The sequence below is a fragment of the Cohnella lupini genome, assembly GCF_003386205.1.
Taxonomy (GTDB): domain Bacteria; phylum Bacillota; class Bacilli; order Paenibacillales; family Paenibacillaceae; genus Cohnella; species Cohnella lupini.
On sequence record NZ_QRDY01000011.1, the window covers coordinates 139755 to 156794 of the forward strand.

A 17040-nucleotide genomic window follows, 5' to 3' on the forward strand; every position below is an offset into this window, starting at 1 on the left:
CGCTATTCGCTTGACCTTGGAGTACCCGCATCCGGTCGCGGCGTGCCCTCGGAGCGATGATTCGGTTTGCCGCCGAAGCTCTTCCGGCGCCGATTCTTGCTCTGCCAGCGATTGTCGTTGCGCGAGGACTCGTTCCGCGGATTTGCATCGTTCCTGGCGTTGCCTGCATCTAAATTCTTCGATTCATCGGTTGACCGATTCGGCGACTCCGCCCCGCCTTGCGGACGCGGTCCTCTCGGTGGATAAGGCGGCTTGTTGGGAGCCTGGCCATTTTGCCCTTGTCCCTGTTGCGGCCTTCGTTCTCCGCCAGGCGAGCCGTTGTTGAACGACGACCGCCCTTGACGATTGTTGCCGCCGTTATCGTTGCCTTGCCTGGAATGCCCTCCTCTGGATTGCGAAGAGGCGCCGGAAGATGAATTCGAATTCGCGTTGTTGCCCGCATTGCGGCGTTCGGCATCGGCCGCGGCCCTGGCAACCGCGGATACGGTTACGTTCGGGACGCGGACGGGACCGCCCAAACGCTCCTTGAGGGGCCAACGCAAGATCGGACCGCTTGAAGCGGCAGCCGTTTCGGCTACCTGCTCTCCGGATTCATTCAAGGCGATGATCGCCTCGGGCGATTCTTCTTTCACGATTTCCGCGTCAGGAGGCAATGCATTGCTGTCCAGCTTGGTCAGAACGAAATGAGCGCAACCGAAATTGCAATATTCATTGATGTAATCAACGAAGCTGGAAATCGAGCTTTCCTTAGTCGCGCGAGGATGCCCATCGCGGTAGAAGCCCCGAAGGCGGAGCTGGTTATAGCCCCAATCCCCGACAATATAGTCGAAACGCTCTAATACATCGCTGAATCTTTCGCGGAAAGCTTCCGGATTCCATCCGCTCTTATGCTCGTGCATAAGCGAGTACGCGTTGCCTCCTGCCATGAAAATCATGATAGGCTCTCCTCCCGAAGACTGGTCGTCCTAGCTTCCGCCGATTTGACTTGCTCATGCGCGTGATAAGAACTACGTACGAACGGCGCCGACTCTACATGGGAGAAGCCGCGGTTCAGTCCTTCGATCTTCAATGCGGCGAATTCGTCCGGGTGAACGTAACGAACGACGTTCAAGTGGGAATCCGATGGCTGCAAATATTGACCAAGCGTAAGGATATTGCAATCGACCGCCCGAAGATCGTCCATCGCTTGCAAAATTTCTTCGAAGGTTTCCCCCAAGCCGAGCATGATGCTTGACTTGGTCGGGATATCGGGCTTCATTTCCTTGGCGCGCTTGATAAGCTCAAGCGAACGTCTGTACTTGGCTTTAGCCCGAACGCGATCCGAGAGCCGCTCAACGGTTTCGATATTATGGTTCAGAATATCCGGATTAACGTCCATAACGATCTGCAAGGAATCCTTGTTGCCCAAGAAATCCGGGATAAGGACCTCCACGCTGCAGAACGGAAGCTTCTTGCGAATCGCCTTGACGGTCGCGGCGAAAATCGAGGCGCCTCCGTCTTTCAGATCATCTCTTGCTACCGACGTCACGACGCAGTGCTTCAAGCCCATTTGCTCGGCGGCTTCCGCTACCCGCTCAGGCTCTTCCAAGTCGAGCTCAGTCGGCAGGCCCGTCTTGACCGCGCAGAAGCGGCACGCGCGCGTGCAAATGTCTCCTAGAATCATGAAGGTTGCCGTGCGATTAGCCCAGCATTCATATATATTCGGGCAACGTGCTTCTTCGCACACGGTATGAAGCGTTTTGCTCCGCATCACTTGCTTGAGCTCTTGATAAGGCTCGCCAGTGGTTAATTTAATCTTCAGCCAGTCGGGTTTGCGCGGTTTGGCGCTTGTCGTCATTGTTGTTCCCCTCTTTCTGTCCTCCTTATTATAATGTAGTTTAGCCGTTTATGCCAAATGAGTTATGAAGTCATATAAAGACGCCGACCCCTCGGATAAAAACCAATGATCTGTAAACCCTAATTCTACATGTTGACGACGAGGGAGGAGTAACTTTGCAAGTTTTAAGGACTACGGCCATCGTCTTCCTAATCGCGATTTGCACCGGCGGATATGGCCTTCATGCCTATGGGTCCGGGAAAGAAAAAATCGCCGAGCCGGATATATTCAAACAACGTCGGCAGCTCTATGAATCCATTAGCCTGAAGACGGGAATGGAATGGCCTTACGTCGCTGCCGTCGATCAATACGAACGCACGATGTCCCAAGCTCACCCCAAATCAAGGCCAATCCCTAAAGACGCGATAACCGGAGTATTCGTGTCAGAACAGCGGTGGTCCGGAGAGCTGAATCCCGAGGGAGGAGATAGCAATCCCGCATCCATCCGCTTTTTCCACGGGATCGGCCGGGACGGTTCGGGAGATGGCATCGCGGATCGGGGCCAAGACGAGGACCTGCTGTATTCGGTCGTGGCGCAAGCGCTATTAGGAGGGAGTAGCGAGGACGATTTCAGCATCGGTTTGTGGGAATATTACCACAATACCCGCGCGGTACAGCGAATCATGCAATTCGCTAAGTTATACAAGAGTTTTGATCGCTTGGAGCTGTCGGGCCATACGTTCCCACTTCCGCTGAAGAGTAATTATTCCTTTAGAAGCACATGGGGCAATAGCCGCGGATGGGGCGGCAAACGAATTCACGAAGGGACGGATATTTTCGCCGGACACGGGGTCCCTGTACGCAGCACTAGTTACGGAGTAATCGAAATGAAGGGGTGGAACGCATATGGCGGGTGGCGAATCGGAATCAGGGACCTGAACAACCTGTATCATTATTACGCCCACTTGTCCGGCTTCGACAAAAAATTAAAGGCCGGAGACATAGTCCGGCCCGGTCAAGTTGTCGGTTGGGTAGGCAGTTCCGGTTACGGAAGGCCAGGTACGCAGGGTAAATTCCCCCCGCATTTGCATTACGGCATTTACCGGGACAGAGGTCTTGTCGAGTGGGCTTTCGACCCCTACCCGCTGCTTCGTCGATGGGAACGGGACGAAAGCAAGGCGTTGCGCTCTAAACGCTGACCTTTGGAACCTTAACGGTTCATCCAACCGCCGTCCACGCAAAGTACATGCCCGTTCATGTAATCCGATGCTTCCGAAGCAAGGAATACGGCAGGTCCTATCATGTCCTCGTCGGTTCCCCATCGACCCGCGGGAATTCGATCGAGAATTTGGCGGCTTCTCGCCGGATCGTTGCGCAGCGCTTCGGTATTATCCGTCGTCATGTATCCGGGAGCGATCGCATTGACTTGAACACCCTTAGAAGCCCATTCGTTGGCCAGCGCCTTGGTCAGTCCCGCGACCGCATGTTTGCTCGCCGTATATCCGGGCACGTTGATCCCGCCCTGGAAGGAGAGCATCGAGGCGATATTGATAATCTTGCCCTGCCCTTGCTCGATCATCAGATTTCCGGCCAGCTGACATAGGACGAAAACAGAATTCAAGTTTACGTCCAACACTTCCTGCCAATCCGAATATCCATGTTCCGCCGCGGGCGTACGACGGATGATCCCGGCGTTGTTGACGAGTATGTCCAGACCGCCGAAGGCTTCGACGGCTTCGTCGATTATGGACGGAAGCTTGCTTCTGTCCGCAACGTCGGCTTGAACGATGCGGGCTTGACTACCGCAGGCTTCGATCTTGGCTTTGGTTTCTTCCGCGGACGTTCGGTTCGTCACCAGCACGATGTTCGCCCCCGCTTCCGCCAAGCCCGCGGCGATCGCTTGACCCAAGCCGCGGCCGGCGCCTGTAACGATGGCCGTCTTGCCCGACAAACTAAACCGATTGCGTTGCTGCTCTTTCAATTTTCACCGAACCTCCTTCGTACCTGCGTAAAGTCTCTTCTGTAAGACCGTCGTCCGTGATGAGAATATCCAGATCTTCCAAAGCGGCGAATGTCTGGAGGGCGGCACGGTCGAACTTGCTATGGTCGACCACCCCGTAAATTTCCTTGGCGCCGGATAAGTAAGCCTTCTTCAACTCGAGCAATTCGCTCGTGAAGACGGATAATCCGAACTTGTCGTGTACCCCCGTAGCCGATAAAAACAGCTTCTGCACGTTGAGCCGCTGCAGCCACTCCAATGCTTCGTTGCCGATGAGCACGTTGCGATGCCGATAACCTCCCGGCACGACAAGGCGAATAAGCTCCTTAGTCATCAATTCTCGAATAATCAGCAAATCGTTCGTAAGCACGGTTAAGGGCATATTGGGAAGCTTCTTCGCGATCTCGAGCGTCGTGCTCCCCGCGTCCAGAGCGATGACATCGTCCTGCTTCACGTATCTAAGCGCGTGAATCGCTATCGCTTCCTTCTCGCGGGAATGCTTCAGGTTCGGAATTTGCAACGGCAGCATCGGATCGGTTTGATCGCCGGGGTTGACGGCTCCGCCATGGATCCTCTTCAGCAGTCCCTTTTCCTCTAACTTCTCCAAGTCCTCGCGTATCGTCTTCGGCGTGACCGCCAACCGTTCGCTCAGTTCGGAAACCTGAACGGTTCCCTGGGCTTGAATGAGATCCAATATCGATCTATGGCGCGTTATGGCAAGCATGATGGACTTTTCCTCCCGAATTCGGTTGCTTCATGAGACGACTAACAGCGACCAACGTCGTCGGGTAGCAGTCGTACCCTCGAGACGACTGACCGCGACTAACGTCGCTGGGTAGCAGTCGCTCTTACTTTAACGCATCCATAGGGACGACATCCATATCCTTGAACGTATAATTTTCTCCGGCCATAGCCCAGATAAACGCATAACTGCTCGTGCCCGCGCCCGAATGGATCGACCAGCTCGGAGAAATGACCGCCTGCTCGTTTGCCACGACCAGATGCCTGGTTTCGTTCGGTTCGCCCATGAAATGAAACACTCTGGCATCCGCGTTCATATCGAAATAAAGATAAGCTTCCATTCTGCGGTCGTGGAGATGGGACGGCATCGTATTCCACACGCTTCCCGGCTTGAATAGCGTTACGCCGAGCATCAACTGGCAACTGTTTATTCCGTTTTCATGAATGATTTGATGGATCGTGCGCTCGTTCGACGATTCCAGCGAGCCAAGATTCAGCGTATTGGCTTCTTGAACGGATACTTTGCGCGTCGGGTAAGTGGCGTGCGCCAAGGCGGAGGTGAAATAAATTTTGGCTGGCTCGGAAGCGTTGCCACTGGATAACTTCAGCTCTTTGGCGCCTTTACCTACGAATAGCGTATCCAGCTTGCCCAGCTCGTAACGTTCTCCGTCCACGTCTATAATCGCGTTGCCGCCGATATTGATAAAACCGATTTCCCTGCGCTCCAGGAAAAATTCGGTTTTCAGCACGTCCGCCGCTTCGATCGTCAAAGCTTCCTTGATCGGCTGAGCTCCGCCGATGATCAAGCGATCGTCGTGCGCGTACACCATTTTGATTTGATCGGCCACGAATAAGCTCTCGATCAAGTATTGCTGACGTAGCCTAGCGGTGTCGTAATGCTTGGCGTCAGCCGGATTCGTAGAATGTCTGATATCCATATGAATTCCCTCCCGGTTCGTTTAAGTTCGAATTTAGTATATCATACTTTTTCAAACATTAACGAACCTATTATGCAAAAAAATTCCGCCGCCTCTTTCTTAAAGGCGACGGAAAACTCTTTACTGGTGACTTTCCACTATCGGTTGTACCGTCTCCGATTTACCCGGAAGCGCGATCGACGGAGCTTGCGAAGCGCCGTTGCCGACGGGATTGCCGGCATTGTCGTAGTAATAGGTAGGTACGTCTCCTACGACAAGCGCGTAGGAAAGCGGAATTTTCGTTTCCAACACTTCCGGCTCCTTATCGAATGGAATCACAACGGAAATTTCGGTGCGAATTCGAACGAATACTTCCACAAGCAGCATGTTGATGCCCGCTTCGCTCTGCTCCGTCTCCACGTCGACTTTAACGACGCTGGCGGGATGGAATCTTACCGATACGCTCGGACCGAGCGAGGAAATGAACGGGCTGTTCAGCGCGTGCCCGATCGGGATATGCTCCGATGCGCCTTCGTGCGCTTTCAAGGTACGGGTAACGACGTCGATCGTCTTGGCCGTTACCGCCATTTGCTCCTTATAGTCGATCTCGAATCCGGTGATTTTCCCGTCTTCCTTCGTTTTCCAGCGAATCATCTTATCCGAGTCCGCCGTTTGCGCGATCTCTTCCGTGATGGCGGTATTGATGGCATCCGTAGCCATTTGGTTCACTCGGATTTTCGCAAGGAACATGAGGGGCTGGCGAAGCTCCCTATCCAAGAAGAGAGTGCCTTGAATTACGATGAACACGACCAGAAAAAGCATGATTAGCCAGAAATGTTTCCGCTTCAGCTTCCGCCGCTGGCGTTTCGCGGTATACCTCTTCACCGTCGAGTACCCGGATCCGATTCCTGATCCGGACGGCGGGGAAAATCTCCTGCGCGTTCCCCACTTGCGGGGAACAGGCCGCGAATTCGTTCCGTTCCCCCGGAACAGGACGAATCCTCTGCCCCATTTGCGCGGAACCGACTTCGGAAGCGAACCGTTCTTCAAGAAGTCGAAATGAAAGCCCCTGCCCCATTTTCTGCGCATTGCTCACCCTCCCCACGTAAGGCCCCGGCGGGGTCGTCCTCGGGAATCCATGGTTCAAGCTTATGCTTGGGCATATCAAAAAAGCACCGTCCGTTCCGGCGAAACGATCCAATGATCCGTCACCGCGGCCTTTGCCAATGCTTTCTTGTCCCGGTAATGCTTCTCCATCTCGCGAATGGCAACGCGCACGCTCTCTGGCGCATTGGCGATCGGGCTGCCTAGCTCCGGGGCGGCGAGCAGCAATTCCGACAGTAGATTTACCAGCAAACCATTGCCAAGCAATTCGCCACGATGGCCCGTTTCATATCGCTATCTCCGAAGGCAAACCGATCCTCCGCGGCTTGGGGCTGTATCACGGCAAACAGGGAACCGGCGTGTCCGTCGAAGCGAAGGTTCGCACCGGCGCGATTACGACCTTGAACGTCACCGATGGTTCGCCGAAGCTCCGACCCATCACTGCGCCATGTCCATCGGAAACAACGCATCCCTGTTCCGTAAAGTCGGGGAGTTAATGAAGATCAAGACCGTTTCCCTTTAAAGCGGGGCGATTATGATTACAACAAAAGCTATCCAGAGGTAGCGAAACCTCCGGATAGCCTTTTTCGCCCATTCAAGAAGGCATCTTTAAGTTGCCTTCGTTCTGAATGATCGTCCGTACCTCGAAATTCATCTTTAACCGGGGGAGATATTCAGTTCTCCAATGCTGCAGCTCGTTTCTTGGAAGTTTGTTTCTGAAAAACTGTCCCAACCCCAGAACGTCCGCCTCATTTGCTTTCATTTTTTCTATTACGGCATCGCATCGAAGCGTTAAGACCTTTTCCAATTCCTCTCTGATTAAATCGGCATTCGTATTCTCCCTAGTCTCCAATAAAGATACCTTTAATATAATCTTGCTATTCATGTAAGGGGTTCGATCCACGACCTTGCTCGAATTTCGAAACGTGTTGCTAACGATAAGAACGCTTGCGTGATTCATGACTTCGACCTTCCCGTAAGAACTTTCGCCGCTGAAGGCATTCATGAGAAGCGTTTCCTCCGAACTAATTCTCCCGACCATGCGTCCGTTCTTGATAATAGCCGATCCATTATGTTCGATCATCGTTTTAGTACCGGCTTGGATAATGGGAATCGCGACGTCCCTCGTATAGGAATGAATGCTTCGATAGACCTCCCATACTCTAGTCAAAGCGATTTCCGGATTCCATCCTGCGTCTTTCTCGAAGCAATCGTACAAGGTAGTTCCCTCCGGAGCCATCGTTTTCTGAGAACGCTTAAAGAACTGATTGATTTCATCATCGGTGATTACGACTATAACCTTGGGCGAAATATCGCGCGCCCGCATAAAACCGGAAATGCTATCCATTAATCCTCTTTCCGCCAGAGCTTTATCGAAGACGACTACCTTCATATGGAGCATGTCGACGAAAGATTCCATATCCCGGCTAATGGTGTCGATGGCTTCCGTCACCGTTTTCCCCTCACCCTTAACGAGCCGTATTCGCGTCGTATTCTCGACGGGCTCAGGAATCAGAAGAAGAACGTTGTAGTTGTCTCCCTTCATGCTGACGCCCATAGTAACGGGTAGCGCACGGTGATTGATATCCCTGTTGTCCCAGCAGCCGCTTAACATTCCGGCGAATAAGGAAATTAAAATCAGGCTTGCAGCCTTTTTAAGCACTTTTGCGAATCCCCTTCCCCTTCGAACGTAACCCGAGCAATAAAATCGATATCGGAACTGTGAGAAAGACGTAAATTCTCAAGACGGCTATCCACCAGAAAAGCTTCTCTACGACTTCCCATTCGGGAATCATCAAGCAAACGCAAAAGATGATAATTGAAATCGCGCCTAAATGATAGCTTTTGAACAGTGGAAGATATCGTTTCGATATGCATATCGCCATCCACAGCATTAATCCCAGAAACAGCATCAAGAACGCATCCAAGCTGAGCAGGAAGAACATCGTCAGGCGGTCGAACATGAGCCAGTTCACATGAACGGAATCCATGGTCACGATATACGGATAATGAAGCGTGTTTGCCGTTGCATGACCGAAGGTGAGAAGAGGAACATAGGCCGCGAGGAAAAAAAACGGGATCACGCATAACACGCTAATGAGCACCCGTTTGGAGGAGTAGCTGAAATGGGGCTGGGCAAAGCCAAGAAATAGAAACCCGCCGCCGAAAGCGAAAAAGCTCTCGTAGAAAGAACGCCGAGTCAGGAAGGAGAAATCCTTCGTTAACAGCGGAAAAAGGTATCGCCAGTCCACGTTTTGAAAAGAACTAAAGAACATTATCATAACGACGGGCAGGAACAGCAACGCGATCAATATTCCGATTCGAAAAATCGCTTCGCCGCCCTTGGAAGCAATATAAATCATTATCCCGATCTTAACGGCCATAATTGCCCAAAGAGGTGTATTCGATAAGAATACGATAGTCATAATCTCCGAAAACGCTCTGATCATTACGATTATCATTCCGACAATGTACAAAGCCGCCGGACCCAAAAACAAAAGGGAAGCTATTCTCCCCGCCTTGGAGTAGATCTCTATGATATTTTTCCCAGGAAAGTAGCTTAGTCCTTTCATGTATGTCCAAATCACCAATAGATGGACGATACAGCCTACTAGAATGGGAACCCAGTGACCTTCTTCTGTCGAGGATATGACATTGTCCGGATACACGAAAAACATGAATCCAAGATGCGAGAGAATATACATCGTTATGACATGCATGCTTTTATTCATGATTTCCCCCAACCTTCTCCGTCCGGGGAATGTATAGGTAGGAAATCCCGAACGTGTTCACTCCGGCTAAATATGCGCATACGAATACAACTGCGCTAACAATGCCAAAGACCCCGAATATAGAAGCAAGCACGACGATTACATACTTGAAAAACCGGATGGCAAGCGAGTTCTGAACTCCGACAACGGTTGAATTCGCAATCGTAGTGACCGCAAGGATGATAATTAACAGATTGCTGACCAATTGGGCCGTCACTACCGCTTGTCCAAGAATGATTCCGCCGACCATGGTGACCGTAGGACCAATGCTTGCAGGGAGCCTGACGCTAGCCTCAAGAGTCATCTCCAATACGATCAGCATCAAGACGATCTCGATAAAAGCGGGATAAGGCACGCCTTCCCTACTCTGGGCAATGGATAACGCGAGCTCGATCCTCAATACTTCCGGATTAACCGAGACGAGCGCGACGTATAACCCCGGCATGATTAAGGTCACAAGCACTCCGAGTAATCGGAGCATACGTAACGCGACCGTGATCGGCGGAGGTAAATTCTTATCGTTATCATGGATGAACATATCCCACAATAGGCTTGGAAGGACTAATGCAAAGGGGAGTCTGTCGAGAAATAGAACGATTCTTCCCTTTCTTAAAGCATTCACGGCTTCCTGCGGCAACTCCGTCGTATTGAATTTGGGTATGAGCTCTTTCGAATAGAAACCCATCATTTTACTTACGTCCTGAGTGTGGTTGAGCTCCTTGTCCAGATTGCTTTCTATTTTGCTGACGACCTGTTTAACGAGCTTCATATCTATCTGGTCTTTGATATACAGCACGGCTAGTCTGCTCTTCTGCATGCTGCCGCAGGAATATAATTTGGTTTCTAAATGAGAGGAATTAAATTGCTTCCTCATCATGCCGATATTCGTATCGATGTCCTCGTTAAAAGAACTTATTCCGCCGTGGAGAATGTTTTCGGTTGTGGGCGACTCGATGCTGCGGGTAAGTAATCTCGAGACCGGGTTCACGATGGCGCGTTGCTTCGTCTTCTCGTCGTAAATCAGCAGATTTCCGGCGGTAATCGCCGAAATGGCCTCCTCGATGCCAATAGTCCCGGAATTGCTCAATTGTTTTATGACTTCGTCGATCGTTTTCCCTTCGGGAAAAGATTGCTCTATATACTCCAATAGATTCGATTTCGTTTGAACGAAATCCAACATCGATTTAAATCCCATGAGGATGACCGGACTATCGAGCAAGAAAACTCTTTGGACGATGAAATCGTCGTTGTCGCCTAGTCGCGTCTTCATCTCCTGCAAGAATGGAACCACGATTCTTGTCCCCTCGCCTGAAGGTTATGTTGGTTTCATTTTTGCCATGCGACGGTTTAATATACTCGGCGATGAATTTGAATTTGCAGGCTCCATGAAAAAAAGAACGAAATGGGAGGAAATCCATTTCGTTCTCAAGCGTTTATCGGTTTATGTTTTTTTACGTCTAAGCCAATATAACGGAAGTATCTGCAGCTTGGCAGGCCATGTCCAAGCTTTCATCCGGGACTTGATCGGTGATGATCGCATGAATATCGCTTAAAGTCGCGAACGAGAATAGCATGCTGGCTCCGAACTTGGAGTGATCCATTACGACGTAAGCTTCTTTGGCTTTCCGGATGGCCAGTCGCTTGATTTCGGCTTCGTGCATATTCGAATTACTGAGCCCGTGGATCGGGTCGACTCCCGTTCCTCCCAAGAACGCTTTGTCGAAAGCCATACGCGATAAGGACTCTATAGCCACTTGTCCCACCATCGAATTGGTCGTTTCAATTAACACTCCTCCGATTACGATGGTCGGTATTTTCCTCTCCGACAGCTCGGCCGCGACGTTAATTGCGTTCGTGACTACGGTAATCTTGGAATGCTCGGGCAAATTCCGGGCCACCTGCAACGTCGTAGAGCCGCCGTCAATGAAGATGGAATCCCCCGGTGCAACTAACAGGGCCGCCTTGCGACCGATTCTTTCCTTCTCCGCCATTCTAACGACGGACCGTTCCCGAAGAGCAACGTCCTTCGAGGTTAATATGGCGCCGCCGAAAGTTCTCTTGAGCTCGCCGATTTTCTCAAGCTTCTCCAGGTCTCTTCTCACCGTCATATCCGTCACTTCGAATCGCTCTTTCAAATCCGATATTTTCACTTCGCCCTTATATTTGAGTTCATCGACGATACGTTGCTGCCTCTCGTTTAATCCGGACGACATCGCTATGCCCCCTAACCTCTATAACTCACTATTCTATTGCAATGACAGCTTGAATTCAATCGATTCCTTCCAAGGCCGTATATAGGAAAAGAAGAGAAACGTCAACGGTCTTATCCGGCTTGATGCCGGCTTGGAGCGCTGGTTTCTCTTCGCTTGTCCTGTTGCGGGAGCCTTTCTCGGCCACTATCTTCAAGCTTTACGACCAATTCATGGATACGGTCATGCCGCTTGCCGCCGATTCCAGTGCCGCTGTGAAGAGCTTGTGACTCATCGCGGCTTCTTCCGGCCTGGCGCATTGGAAGGAAGCTTGATTATCCCTTCCATGCGCGATTTCATCGCAGAAAGCCGCCCACATCTGGAGAATCGAATCCGAGAATCCGAACTCGAAGATGCCTCCGGTAATGGTGCCGTATGCGGATTTGTAAGGAACGTCCGTCATATGCCAAGCTTGCTCGGCTCCGGGTTCGTACGGAAGAAATGCGACTTGTTTGGGATTCTTGGTCGAATACTCCGCCGAGCCCTTCGTTCCGCTAATTCGAATGAACCAAGTATTGGCATGTCCCGGCGCGATTCGTTTCGTAGACAGAACCATTGGAAACGCTTGAGTATCCGTCTTCACCTCGCAAGCCAATATGGCGTTGTCCCACGTCTCGCAATCAGCCATACCGCCTTTGCCGTCGGGACGCCGTTCTACGATTTTACTTAACAATGCCCGAACGTTCGCCGGCATCCATCCGAAGCGGAACGGCAAATGAGCGACATGCATGCCCAAATCGCCCATGCACCCGTATTCGCCGTTCGTCGCTATCCGACGTTTCCAATTGATCGTTTTGTTGGGATCAAGATCGCTGCTGTGCCAGAACCCGGCTTCGACTTCGATGATGCGGCCGAACTTCTCTTGGGCGACCCATTCCGCGATGCGTTGCGCGCCGGGAAAGAACGGAAATTCCGACGAGCAGCGTACGATGACTTCCGGATGGTCGGCAATCGCCCGCATGATGGCTTCGTTCGCAGCCAGATCGATTCCGAACGGTTTTTCTCCAAGCAGATGTTTACCCGACTTGATAATATCGATATACAATTGCTGATGAAGGTTATGAGGAACGGCGCAATATACCGCGTCCACCTCGGGATCGGCAAGAAGCTCGCGGTAATCCGCCGTTGCGCGGGTTACGCTGGCGACATTCTGTCTGAACCACTCGGTTGCCGGAAGATGCGCATCGCATACGTGCGTAATTCTCGGGATGAAATCGACGTCAGTCAGATGAAGCCAGCGCGCCGCCGCGCTAGCGAATTCCTTCCCCATCAATCCGCAGCCGATAACGCCAAATCGTATTTCCTTCTTCGACATGTCGGTTACTCCCCTCTCAGCAACGCCAACGCTTGATCGGGAGTGGCTCCCCGATGGACGACGGCCATGAATGCGCGCGTCATCGCTTCCGGGTTGTCATGCTGGATGACGTTACGTCCGTATACGATACCGGAAGCTCCCTGTTGCATTAGCGCGTAGGTTCTTATCAATATCTCCTCGTCGGAAGCTCGGCCGCCCCCGCGAGGCAACACCGGCTTACCGGACGCCGCTTCAACGACCTTGTGATATTCCTCGACGTGATCGCATGGATCCGCTTTAATAATATCGGCTCCTAGTTCCACGCCTTGACGGACTAGCGGAACGATCTTCGTAATATCGCCGTCCACCATGTATCCGCCCTTCTGCTCGTTAGGCAGCATGACCAGCGGCTCGACCATGAGCGGCATGCCGTAGCGCTCGCATTCCACTTTCAATTTCGAGATGTTCTGGACGCATTGACGATGCAGCTCGGGTTGACCGGGCAGCAGCAACAGATTCACGACTACGCAAGCAGCGTCCAAGCGTACCGCTTGCTCGACGGGATTCACGATGAGCTCGCTGAACAAATGGTTGGGAAGCTTCGTCCCGTAAACATTGGCAACGTCCGTGCGAAGCACGAGCGACGGTTTGTTCTTGCCCGGCATGCTCTGAAGATGGCTCGCCTGGCCGATGCTGAGCTGTATGGCATCCGGGTTGGCGCGGACGATCGTCTCCACCGCGACTTTCATATTCTCGATCCCCGATAAGAATGAATACTCGTTAAAAAAACCATGATCGATAGCGACGTCGAAGCATTTGCCTTGCTCGCTGAAAAGCCGATTGAATCTTGCCGTTACGGACACCTGTGCCACGCTCCTTGTAAGTTAAAAATTTCGTTTCGTTTACATCATAATGATTGTTCGTTTTTAACATTATTCTAGCTTCATTATTGATAATAATCAATAGAGTTTAGAAAATTATATTTACTCGTCAGGCAAGAGGAATAAAATGTTTATAATGAACATAAAAAAACCGGATATTCGCACGGGTGAGTAATCTCCCGTTCAAAATCCAGTCTTCACACGAACAAATACGAATTATTTAATCAACCGCTGACGCTGGGCCTCGAACAATAGGACAGTAGCAGCCATCGCGACGTTAAGGGATTCGGACCGCCCCGTCATCGGGATAATGACATTCGCATCCACTAATGAGGATACTTGCTCCGACAACCCGCTTCCCTCGTTGCCGAATACCAGCCATGCGTTCCCTATGCTAAGGTCGTAGTCATAGCATGATTGGGCAGATTGAAGGCTTGTCCCGATCAAGGTGATGCCATGGCTTCCGGCTTCGGGCAACAGCGACGACAGGTCCGCCTCGAGTACGGGTACATGGAATAAAGCACCCATCGTTGAACGGATCGTCTTCGGGTTATAGAGATCCGCCGTTCCCTTCCCGAGCACGACTGCCGAAGCCCCGCTTGCCGCCGCGCTTCGAAGGATCGTACCCACGTTGCCGGGATCCTGAACTCCGTCCAACACCGCGACTAAACCGCCAAGCTCTCCCGAGAATAGCGACTCCTTCATCGGAGGACGCTTCAGCGCAACCGCGAAGATCGGCTGCGGCGTTCCGGTTTCGCTGCATTTCGCGATGATCTCCGGCGAAACCGGAATCCAAGCCGGTCCGTCCCGTTGTTCTCCGTCCAAATATTCTTCGAACGCGTCCAGAACGCCGGAGCCCTCATCGAACGCAACGATTTCAAGAGGCCATTCCGCATCCAGCGCTTCCTTGACGAGGTGGATCCCCTCAAGCAGAAACTTGCCTTCGCGCTCTCTGTATTTGCGTTCCAGCAGCTTGGCCCACTCTTTCGCTCGCGGATTCGCCGCCGAGCTTATGTATCCCTCAAAGTTCCGCATAGGCTTGCTCCAACTTCGTCAATTGATCGTTCTTGCCCACTATGACCAGAACGTCTTCTTTCATCAATGGTTCGTCCGCTCTCGGAGTGATATTCATTTCGCCGTCCCTCTTTACCGCAAGAACGTTACAGTTGTATTTCAAGCGAATATCCAACTGCTTCAAATTTTTGCCGATCATCGAAGCAGGAATCTTCATTTCGACGATGCTGTAATCCGCGGATAACTCGATGTGCTCCAGAATATTCGGAGAGATGAGGTGATGCGCGACCCGCAATCCCATATCCCGCTCGGGGAAAACCACCTTGTCCGCACCGATCTTGTTTAACACTTTGCCATGCAGCTCATTCTGGGCTTTCACGATAATATAGGGCACTCCAAGATCTTTAAGGATCAAAGTCGTCAAAATGCTGGATTGAATATCCTGTCCAATGGCGACGACAACCACGTCGAAGTTACGAATGCCCAACGCCTGCATCGCTTCCTCGTCCGTAGAATCCGCCGTCACCGCATGCGTCACGGCGTGGGCAACATCCTGCACGCGCTGGGCGTTATCGTCGACCGCCAACACCTCGTAGCCTAATTGCGCTAAATACGTGGCTACGCTCGAACCGAACCGCCCCAATCCGATGATCGCGAATTGCTTTCTGGCATTCGTTTTCTTAGCCATATGTACTTCCTCCTCGCGTACGGTAACCCAATGGGCTCATTATATCATATCCGGAGTTCGGCATAACCGCCGTCCCGTCGGGGAAATCTACACGGGAAGATCCCCTTTAAGGAGGCATATTCGTGGACTTAGACTTGAGACAGGCGATAACCCAGCGAGTGCAAGGCAAAAACGTCGATGAACTTACGGAAATCGTTCAAGGCTCGATCGGCGGCGAAGAGATGGCGTTGCCGGGCTTAGGCGTATTATTCGAAATGATCTGGAAAGACAGCACGGAAGCAGCGAGGAAAAAACAGGTGGCTACTCTTTATAAACACTTGAATCCCTAAGCCGATTACATGAAGTCCCGAGTCGCGTGAACGACCTTTCCATCTACTAGCGCATATTGGACAAGCGGAATATCCCGCACTTTACGCACGACGATGACGTCGGCTTTTTTGCCAAGCTCGATTGAACCGATCGAACCGTCGCGTCCCATAATCTTTGCCGGATTGATCGACGCCATGGCCACGGCTTTCTCTAACGGAATCCCTTCCGCTTCCAGTCGAAATAAAGAGTGAAGCAAGGAAGCCGGATGATAATCGGAGCATAGAATATCCGCTACTCCGTCTCGGATCGCATCGACCGCTTTCAGATTTCCGTCATGCGAGCCGCCGCGAACGATATTGGGTGCTCCCACGCAAACTCCCATTCCTTGGCCGTGAGCATAGGTCGCCGTTTCCAAGCTAAGCGGAAATTCGGATACGGTCGCGCCGAAACCGATGGAGCGTTCAACTGCCGCAGAGCTATCGTCGTCGTGGGATGCGACGGCGATACCGTGGCTGCGGGCTTCAGCGGTCAATGCTTTCAGCTTAACCCAATCGATCTGGCTTCGCCTCTCCTCCAACTCCTTCACGATCGCGGATACTTCGTCCGGACCGACCCCTTGATTTTTCATGACATACCGTTGGAAAGCGCCCTCTCGATGATATTGCCCTTGTCCGGGCGCGTGGTCCATCAAGGAAATGTAGTCGATCAAACCATCCGATATCAACTGTCGAGCTATTTCGAAACCGGTCAGATGCGATACTTCATAGCGGAGATGAATGCCATGACGAATCATTGCCCGCTCTTGTCTCAAAGCAGCAATCATCCGGATTAATTCCGACACCAAGTGCTCTCCGCGCAAGCTCAACCCCACACCGAGCGACAAGGAATGCAGCATCGTCGTTATTCCATGCCCGGCAAGCTTGCGTTCGAATTGAAGAAACGCCATCTCCAGCGGAAAAAGAGTATTGGGACGCGGCTCGACTTCCTTCTCGATCGCATCGCAGTGAATATCGATCAAGCCGGGGAGAACCCAAGCTCCGTCCGCGTTTAGAATCTGTTCGTCCCTAACGTTTGCTTCATTTGAAACGATGAATCCGTTCTCGATCGTCAAGTCTCCTTGACTAACTCCGTCCGGTCTTACGATGAATCCGCCTTGTATCTTAATACGGTTGCTCATGAGAATCCGTCCTTGTCTTCTTGTTAAGGTTTTATTCCATTTTACAGCATACTCAGCCCATCGCCAATGTCGCGACAACT

General features: G+C 51.7%; 17 protein-coding genes and 1 pseudogene. 2 read left to right on the forward strand and 16 right to left on the reverse strand.

Going from position 1 to position 17040, the window contains the following annotated elements; genetic code table 11:
• Positions 1 to 2: 2 nt before the first annotated feature.
• Both DFP95_RS18445 and lipA read right to left on the reverse strand, forming a co-directional pair.
• Positions 3 to 935: a YutD family protein gene (locus DFP95_RS18445; protein ID WP_181907503.1), complete on the reverse strand. Its 933-nt coding sequence runs from the start codon at positions 933 to 935 to the stop codon at positions 3 to 5.
• Positions 932 to 1840: pseudogene (lipA, locus tag DFP95_RS18450) on the reverse strand (lipoyl synthase); the annotation flags it as partial. The pseudogene lipA and the gene DFP95_RS18445, both read right to left, overlap by 4 nt.
• 194 nt (positions 1841 to 2034) lie before the next feature.
• Here lipA and DFP95_RS18455 point away from each other — a divergent pair.
• Positions 2035 to 3015: a M23 family metallopeptidase gene (locus tag DFP95_RS18455; RefSeq protein WP_245987729.1), complete on the forward strand. Its 981-nt coding sequence runs from the start codon at positions 2035 to 2037 to the stop codon at positions 3013 to 3015.
• Positions 3016 to 3026: 11 nt separating this feature from the next.
• On the opposite strand, the gene kduD is transcribed toward DFP95_RS18455, so the two are convergent.
• The 13 genes from kduD to DFP95_RS18520 all read right to left on the reverse strand — a co-directional run bounded on the left by kduD (position 3027) and on the right by DFP95_RS18520 (position 15474).
• A complete protein-coding gene (gene kduD / locus DFP95_RS18460) occupies positions 3027 to 3797 on the reverse strand; it encodes a 2-dehydro-3-deoxy-D-gluconate 5-dehydrogenase KduD (RefSeq protein ID WP_115994130.1) in 771 nt (256 codons plus the stop codon).
• Entirely contained in the window at positions 3769 to 4539 is a 771-nt protein-coding gene (locus DFP95_RS18465) for a DeoR/GlpR family DNA-binding transcription regulator (protein ID WP_115994131.1), read from the reverse strand. The genes kduD and DFP95_RS18465 overlap by 29 nt, the downstream gene beginning before the upstream one ends.
• A gap of 124 nt (positions 4540 to 4663) precedes the next feature.
• Entirely contained in the window at positions 4664 to 5494 is an 831-nt protein-coding gene (gene kduI / locus DFP95_RS18470; RefSeq protein ID WP_115994132.1) for a 5-dehydro-4-deoxy-D-glucuronate isomerase, read from the reverse strand.
• A gap of 120 nt (positions 5495 to 5614) precedes the next feature.
• Complete coding sequence (yunB, locus tag DFP95_RS18475; RefSeq protein WP_115994133.1) at positions 5615 to 6562, reverse strand: sporulation protein YunB; 948 nt, start codon at positions 6560 to 6562, stop codon at positions 5615 to 5617.
• 75 nt (positions 6563 to 6637) lie between these two features.
• Positions 6638 to 6844, reverse strand: coding sequence for a hypothetical protein (locus DFP95_RS28965; protein ID WP_181907504.1), 207 nt, complete (start codon positions 6842 to 6844; stop codon positions 6638 to 6640).
• 328 nt (positions 6845 to 7172) lie between these two features.
• Positions 7173 to 8240 carry a Ger(x)C family spore germination protein gene (locus tag DFP95_RS18485; RefSeq protein ID WP_115994134.1) on the reverse strand — a complete coding sequence of 356 codons (1068 nt, stop codon included), beginning with the start codon at positions 8238 to 8240 and terminating at the stop codon, positions 7173 to 7175.
• On the reverse strand, positions 8233 to 9309 hold the full coding sequence (locus DFP95_RS18490) for a GerAB/ArcD/ProY family transporter (RefSeq protein WP_245987725.1): 1077 nt from the start codon (positions 9307 to 9309) through the stop codon (positions 8233 to 8235). The genes DFP95_RS18485 and DFP95_RS18490 overlap by 8 nt, the downstream gene beginning before the upstream one ends.
• Positions 9302 to 10639 (reverse strand): spore germination protein, encoded by a 1338-nt coding sequence (locus DFP95_RS18495; protein WP_115994135.1) that lies wholly within the window; start codon positions 10637 to 10639, stop codon positions 9302 to 9304. The genes DFP95_RS18490 and DFP95_RS18495 overlap by 8 nt, the downstream gene beginning before the upstream one ends.
• Before the next feature lie 166 nt (positions 10640 to 10805).
• On the reverse strand, positions 10806 to 11561 hold the full coding sequence (locus tag DFP95_RS18500; protein ID WP_115994136.1) for a DeoR/GlpR family DNA-binding transcription regulator: 756 nt from the start codon (positions 11559 to 11561) through the stop codon (positions 10806 to 10808).
• A gap of 196 nt (positions 11562 to 11757) precedes the next feature.
• On the reverse strand, positions 11758 to 12912 hold the full coding sequence (locus tag DFP95_RS18505) for a Gfo/Idh/MocA family protein (RefSeq protein WP_115994137.1): 1155 nt from the start codon (positions 12910 to 12912) through the stop codon (positions 11758 to 11760).
• Positions 12913 to 12917: 5 nt separating this feature from the next.
• Positions 12918 to 13754: a class I fructose-bisphosphate aldolase gene (locus DFP95_RS18510; protein ID WP_115994138.1), complete on the reverse strand. Its 837-nt coding sequence runs from the start codon at positions 13752 to 13754 to the stop codon at positions 12918 to 12920.
• Positions 13755 to 13988: 234 nt separating this feature from the next.
• A complete protein-coding gene (locus DFP95_RS18515) occupies positions 13989 to 14807 on the reverse strand; it encodes a TrmH family RNA methyltransferase (protein ID WP_115994139.1) in 819 nt (272 codons plus the stop codon).
• Entirely contained in the window at positions 14794 to 15474 is a 681-nt protein-coding gene (locus DFP95_RS18520) for a potassium channel family protein (RefSeq protein WP_115994140.1), read from the reverse strand. The genes DFP95_RS18515 and DFP95_RS18520 overlap by 14 nt, the downstream gene beginning before the upstream one ends.
• 122 nt (positions 15475 to 15596) lie before the next feature.
• Here DFP95_RS18520 and sspI point away from each other — a divergent pair, with 122 nt between their 5' ends.
• Complete coding sequence (sspI, locus tag DFP95_RS18525; RefSeq protein ID WP_115994141.1) at positions 15597 to 15803, forward strand: small acid-soluble spore protein SspI; 207 nt, start codon at positions 15597 to 15599, stop codon at positions 15801 to 15803.
• A 5-nt stretch (positions 15804 to 15808) separates the two neighbouring features.
• Here the strand turns inward: sspI and DFP95_RS18530 are convergent, their stop codons facing one another.
• The gene (locus DFP95_RS18530) at positions 15809 to 16960 is read right to left on the reverse strand and encodes an alpha-D-ribose 1-methylphosphonate 5-triphosphate diphosphatase (RefSeq protein ID WP_115994142.1); all 1152 of its coding nucleotides are present in this window, start codon (positions 16958 to 16960) and stop codon (positions 15809 to 15811) included.
• Positions 16961 to 17040: the final 80 nt, after the last annotated feature.

Coding starts and splice junctions, on each gene's coding strand:
- DFP95_RS18445 (WP_181907503.1), bottom strand. CDS start 935: ATGATTTTCATGGCAGGAGGCAACGCGTACTCGCTTATGCACGAGCAT.
- DFP95_RS18465 (WP_115994131.1), bottom strand. CDS start 4,539: ATGCTTGCCATAACGCGCCATAGATCGATATTGGATCTCATTCAAGCC.
- kduI (WP_115994132.1), bottom strand. CDS start 5,494: ATGGATATCAGACATTCTACGAATCCGGCTGACGCCAAGCATTACGAC.
- yunB (WP_115994133.1), bottom strand. CDS start 6,562: ATGCGCAGAAAATGGGGCAGGGGCTTTCATTTCGACTTCTTGAAGAAC.
- DFP95_RS18490 (WP_245987725.1), bottom strand. CDS start 9,309: ATGAATAAAAGCATGCATGTCATAACGATGTATATTCTCTCGCATCTT.
- DFP95_RS18500 (WP_115994136.1), bottom strand. CDS start 11,561: ATGTCGTCCGGATTAAACGAGAGGCAGCAACGTATCGTCGATGAACTC.
- DFP95_RS18505 (WP_115994137.1), bottom strand. CDS start 12,912: ATGTCGAAGAAGGAAATACGATTTGGCGTTATCGGCTGCGGATTGATG.
- DFP95_RS18515 (WP_115994139.1), bottom strand. CDS start 14,807: ATGCGGAACTTTGAGGGATACATAAGCTCGGCGGCGAATCCGCGAGCG.
- DFP95_RS18520 (WP_115994140.1), bottom strand. CDS start 15,474: ATGGCTAAGAAAACGAATGCCAGAAAGCAATTCGCGATCATCGGATTG.
- DFP95_RS18530 (WP_115994142.1), bottom strand. CDS start 16,960: ATGAGCAACCGTATTAAGATACAAGGCGGATTCATCGTAAGACCGGAC.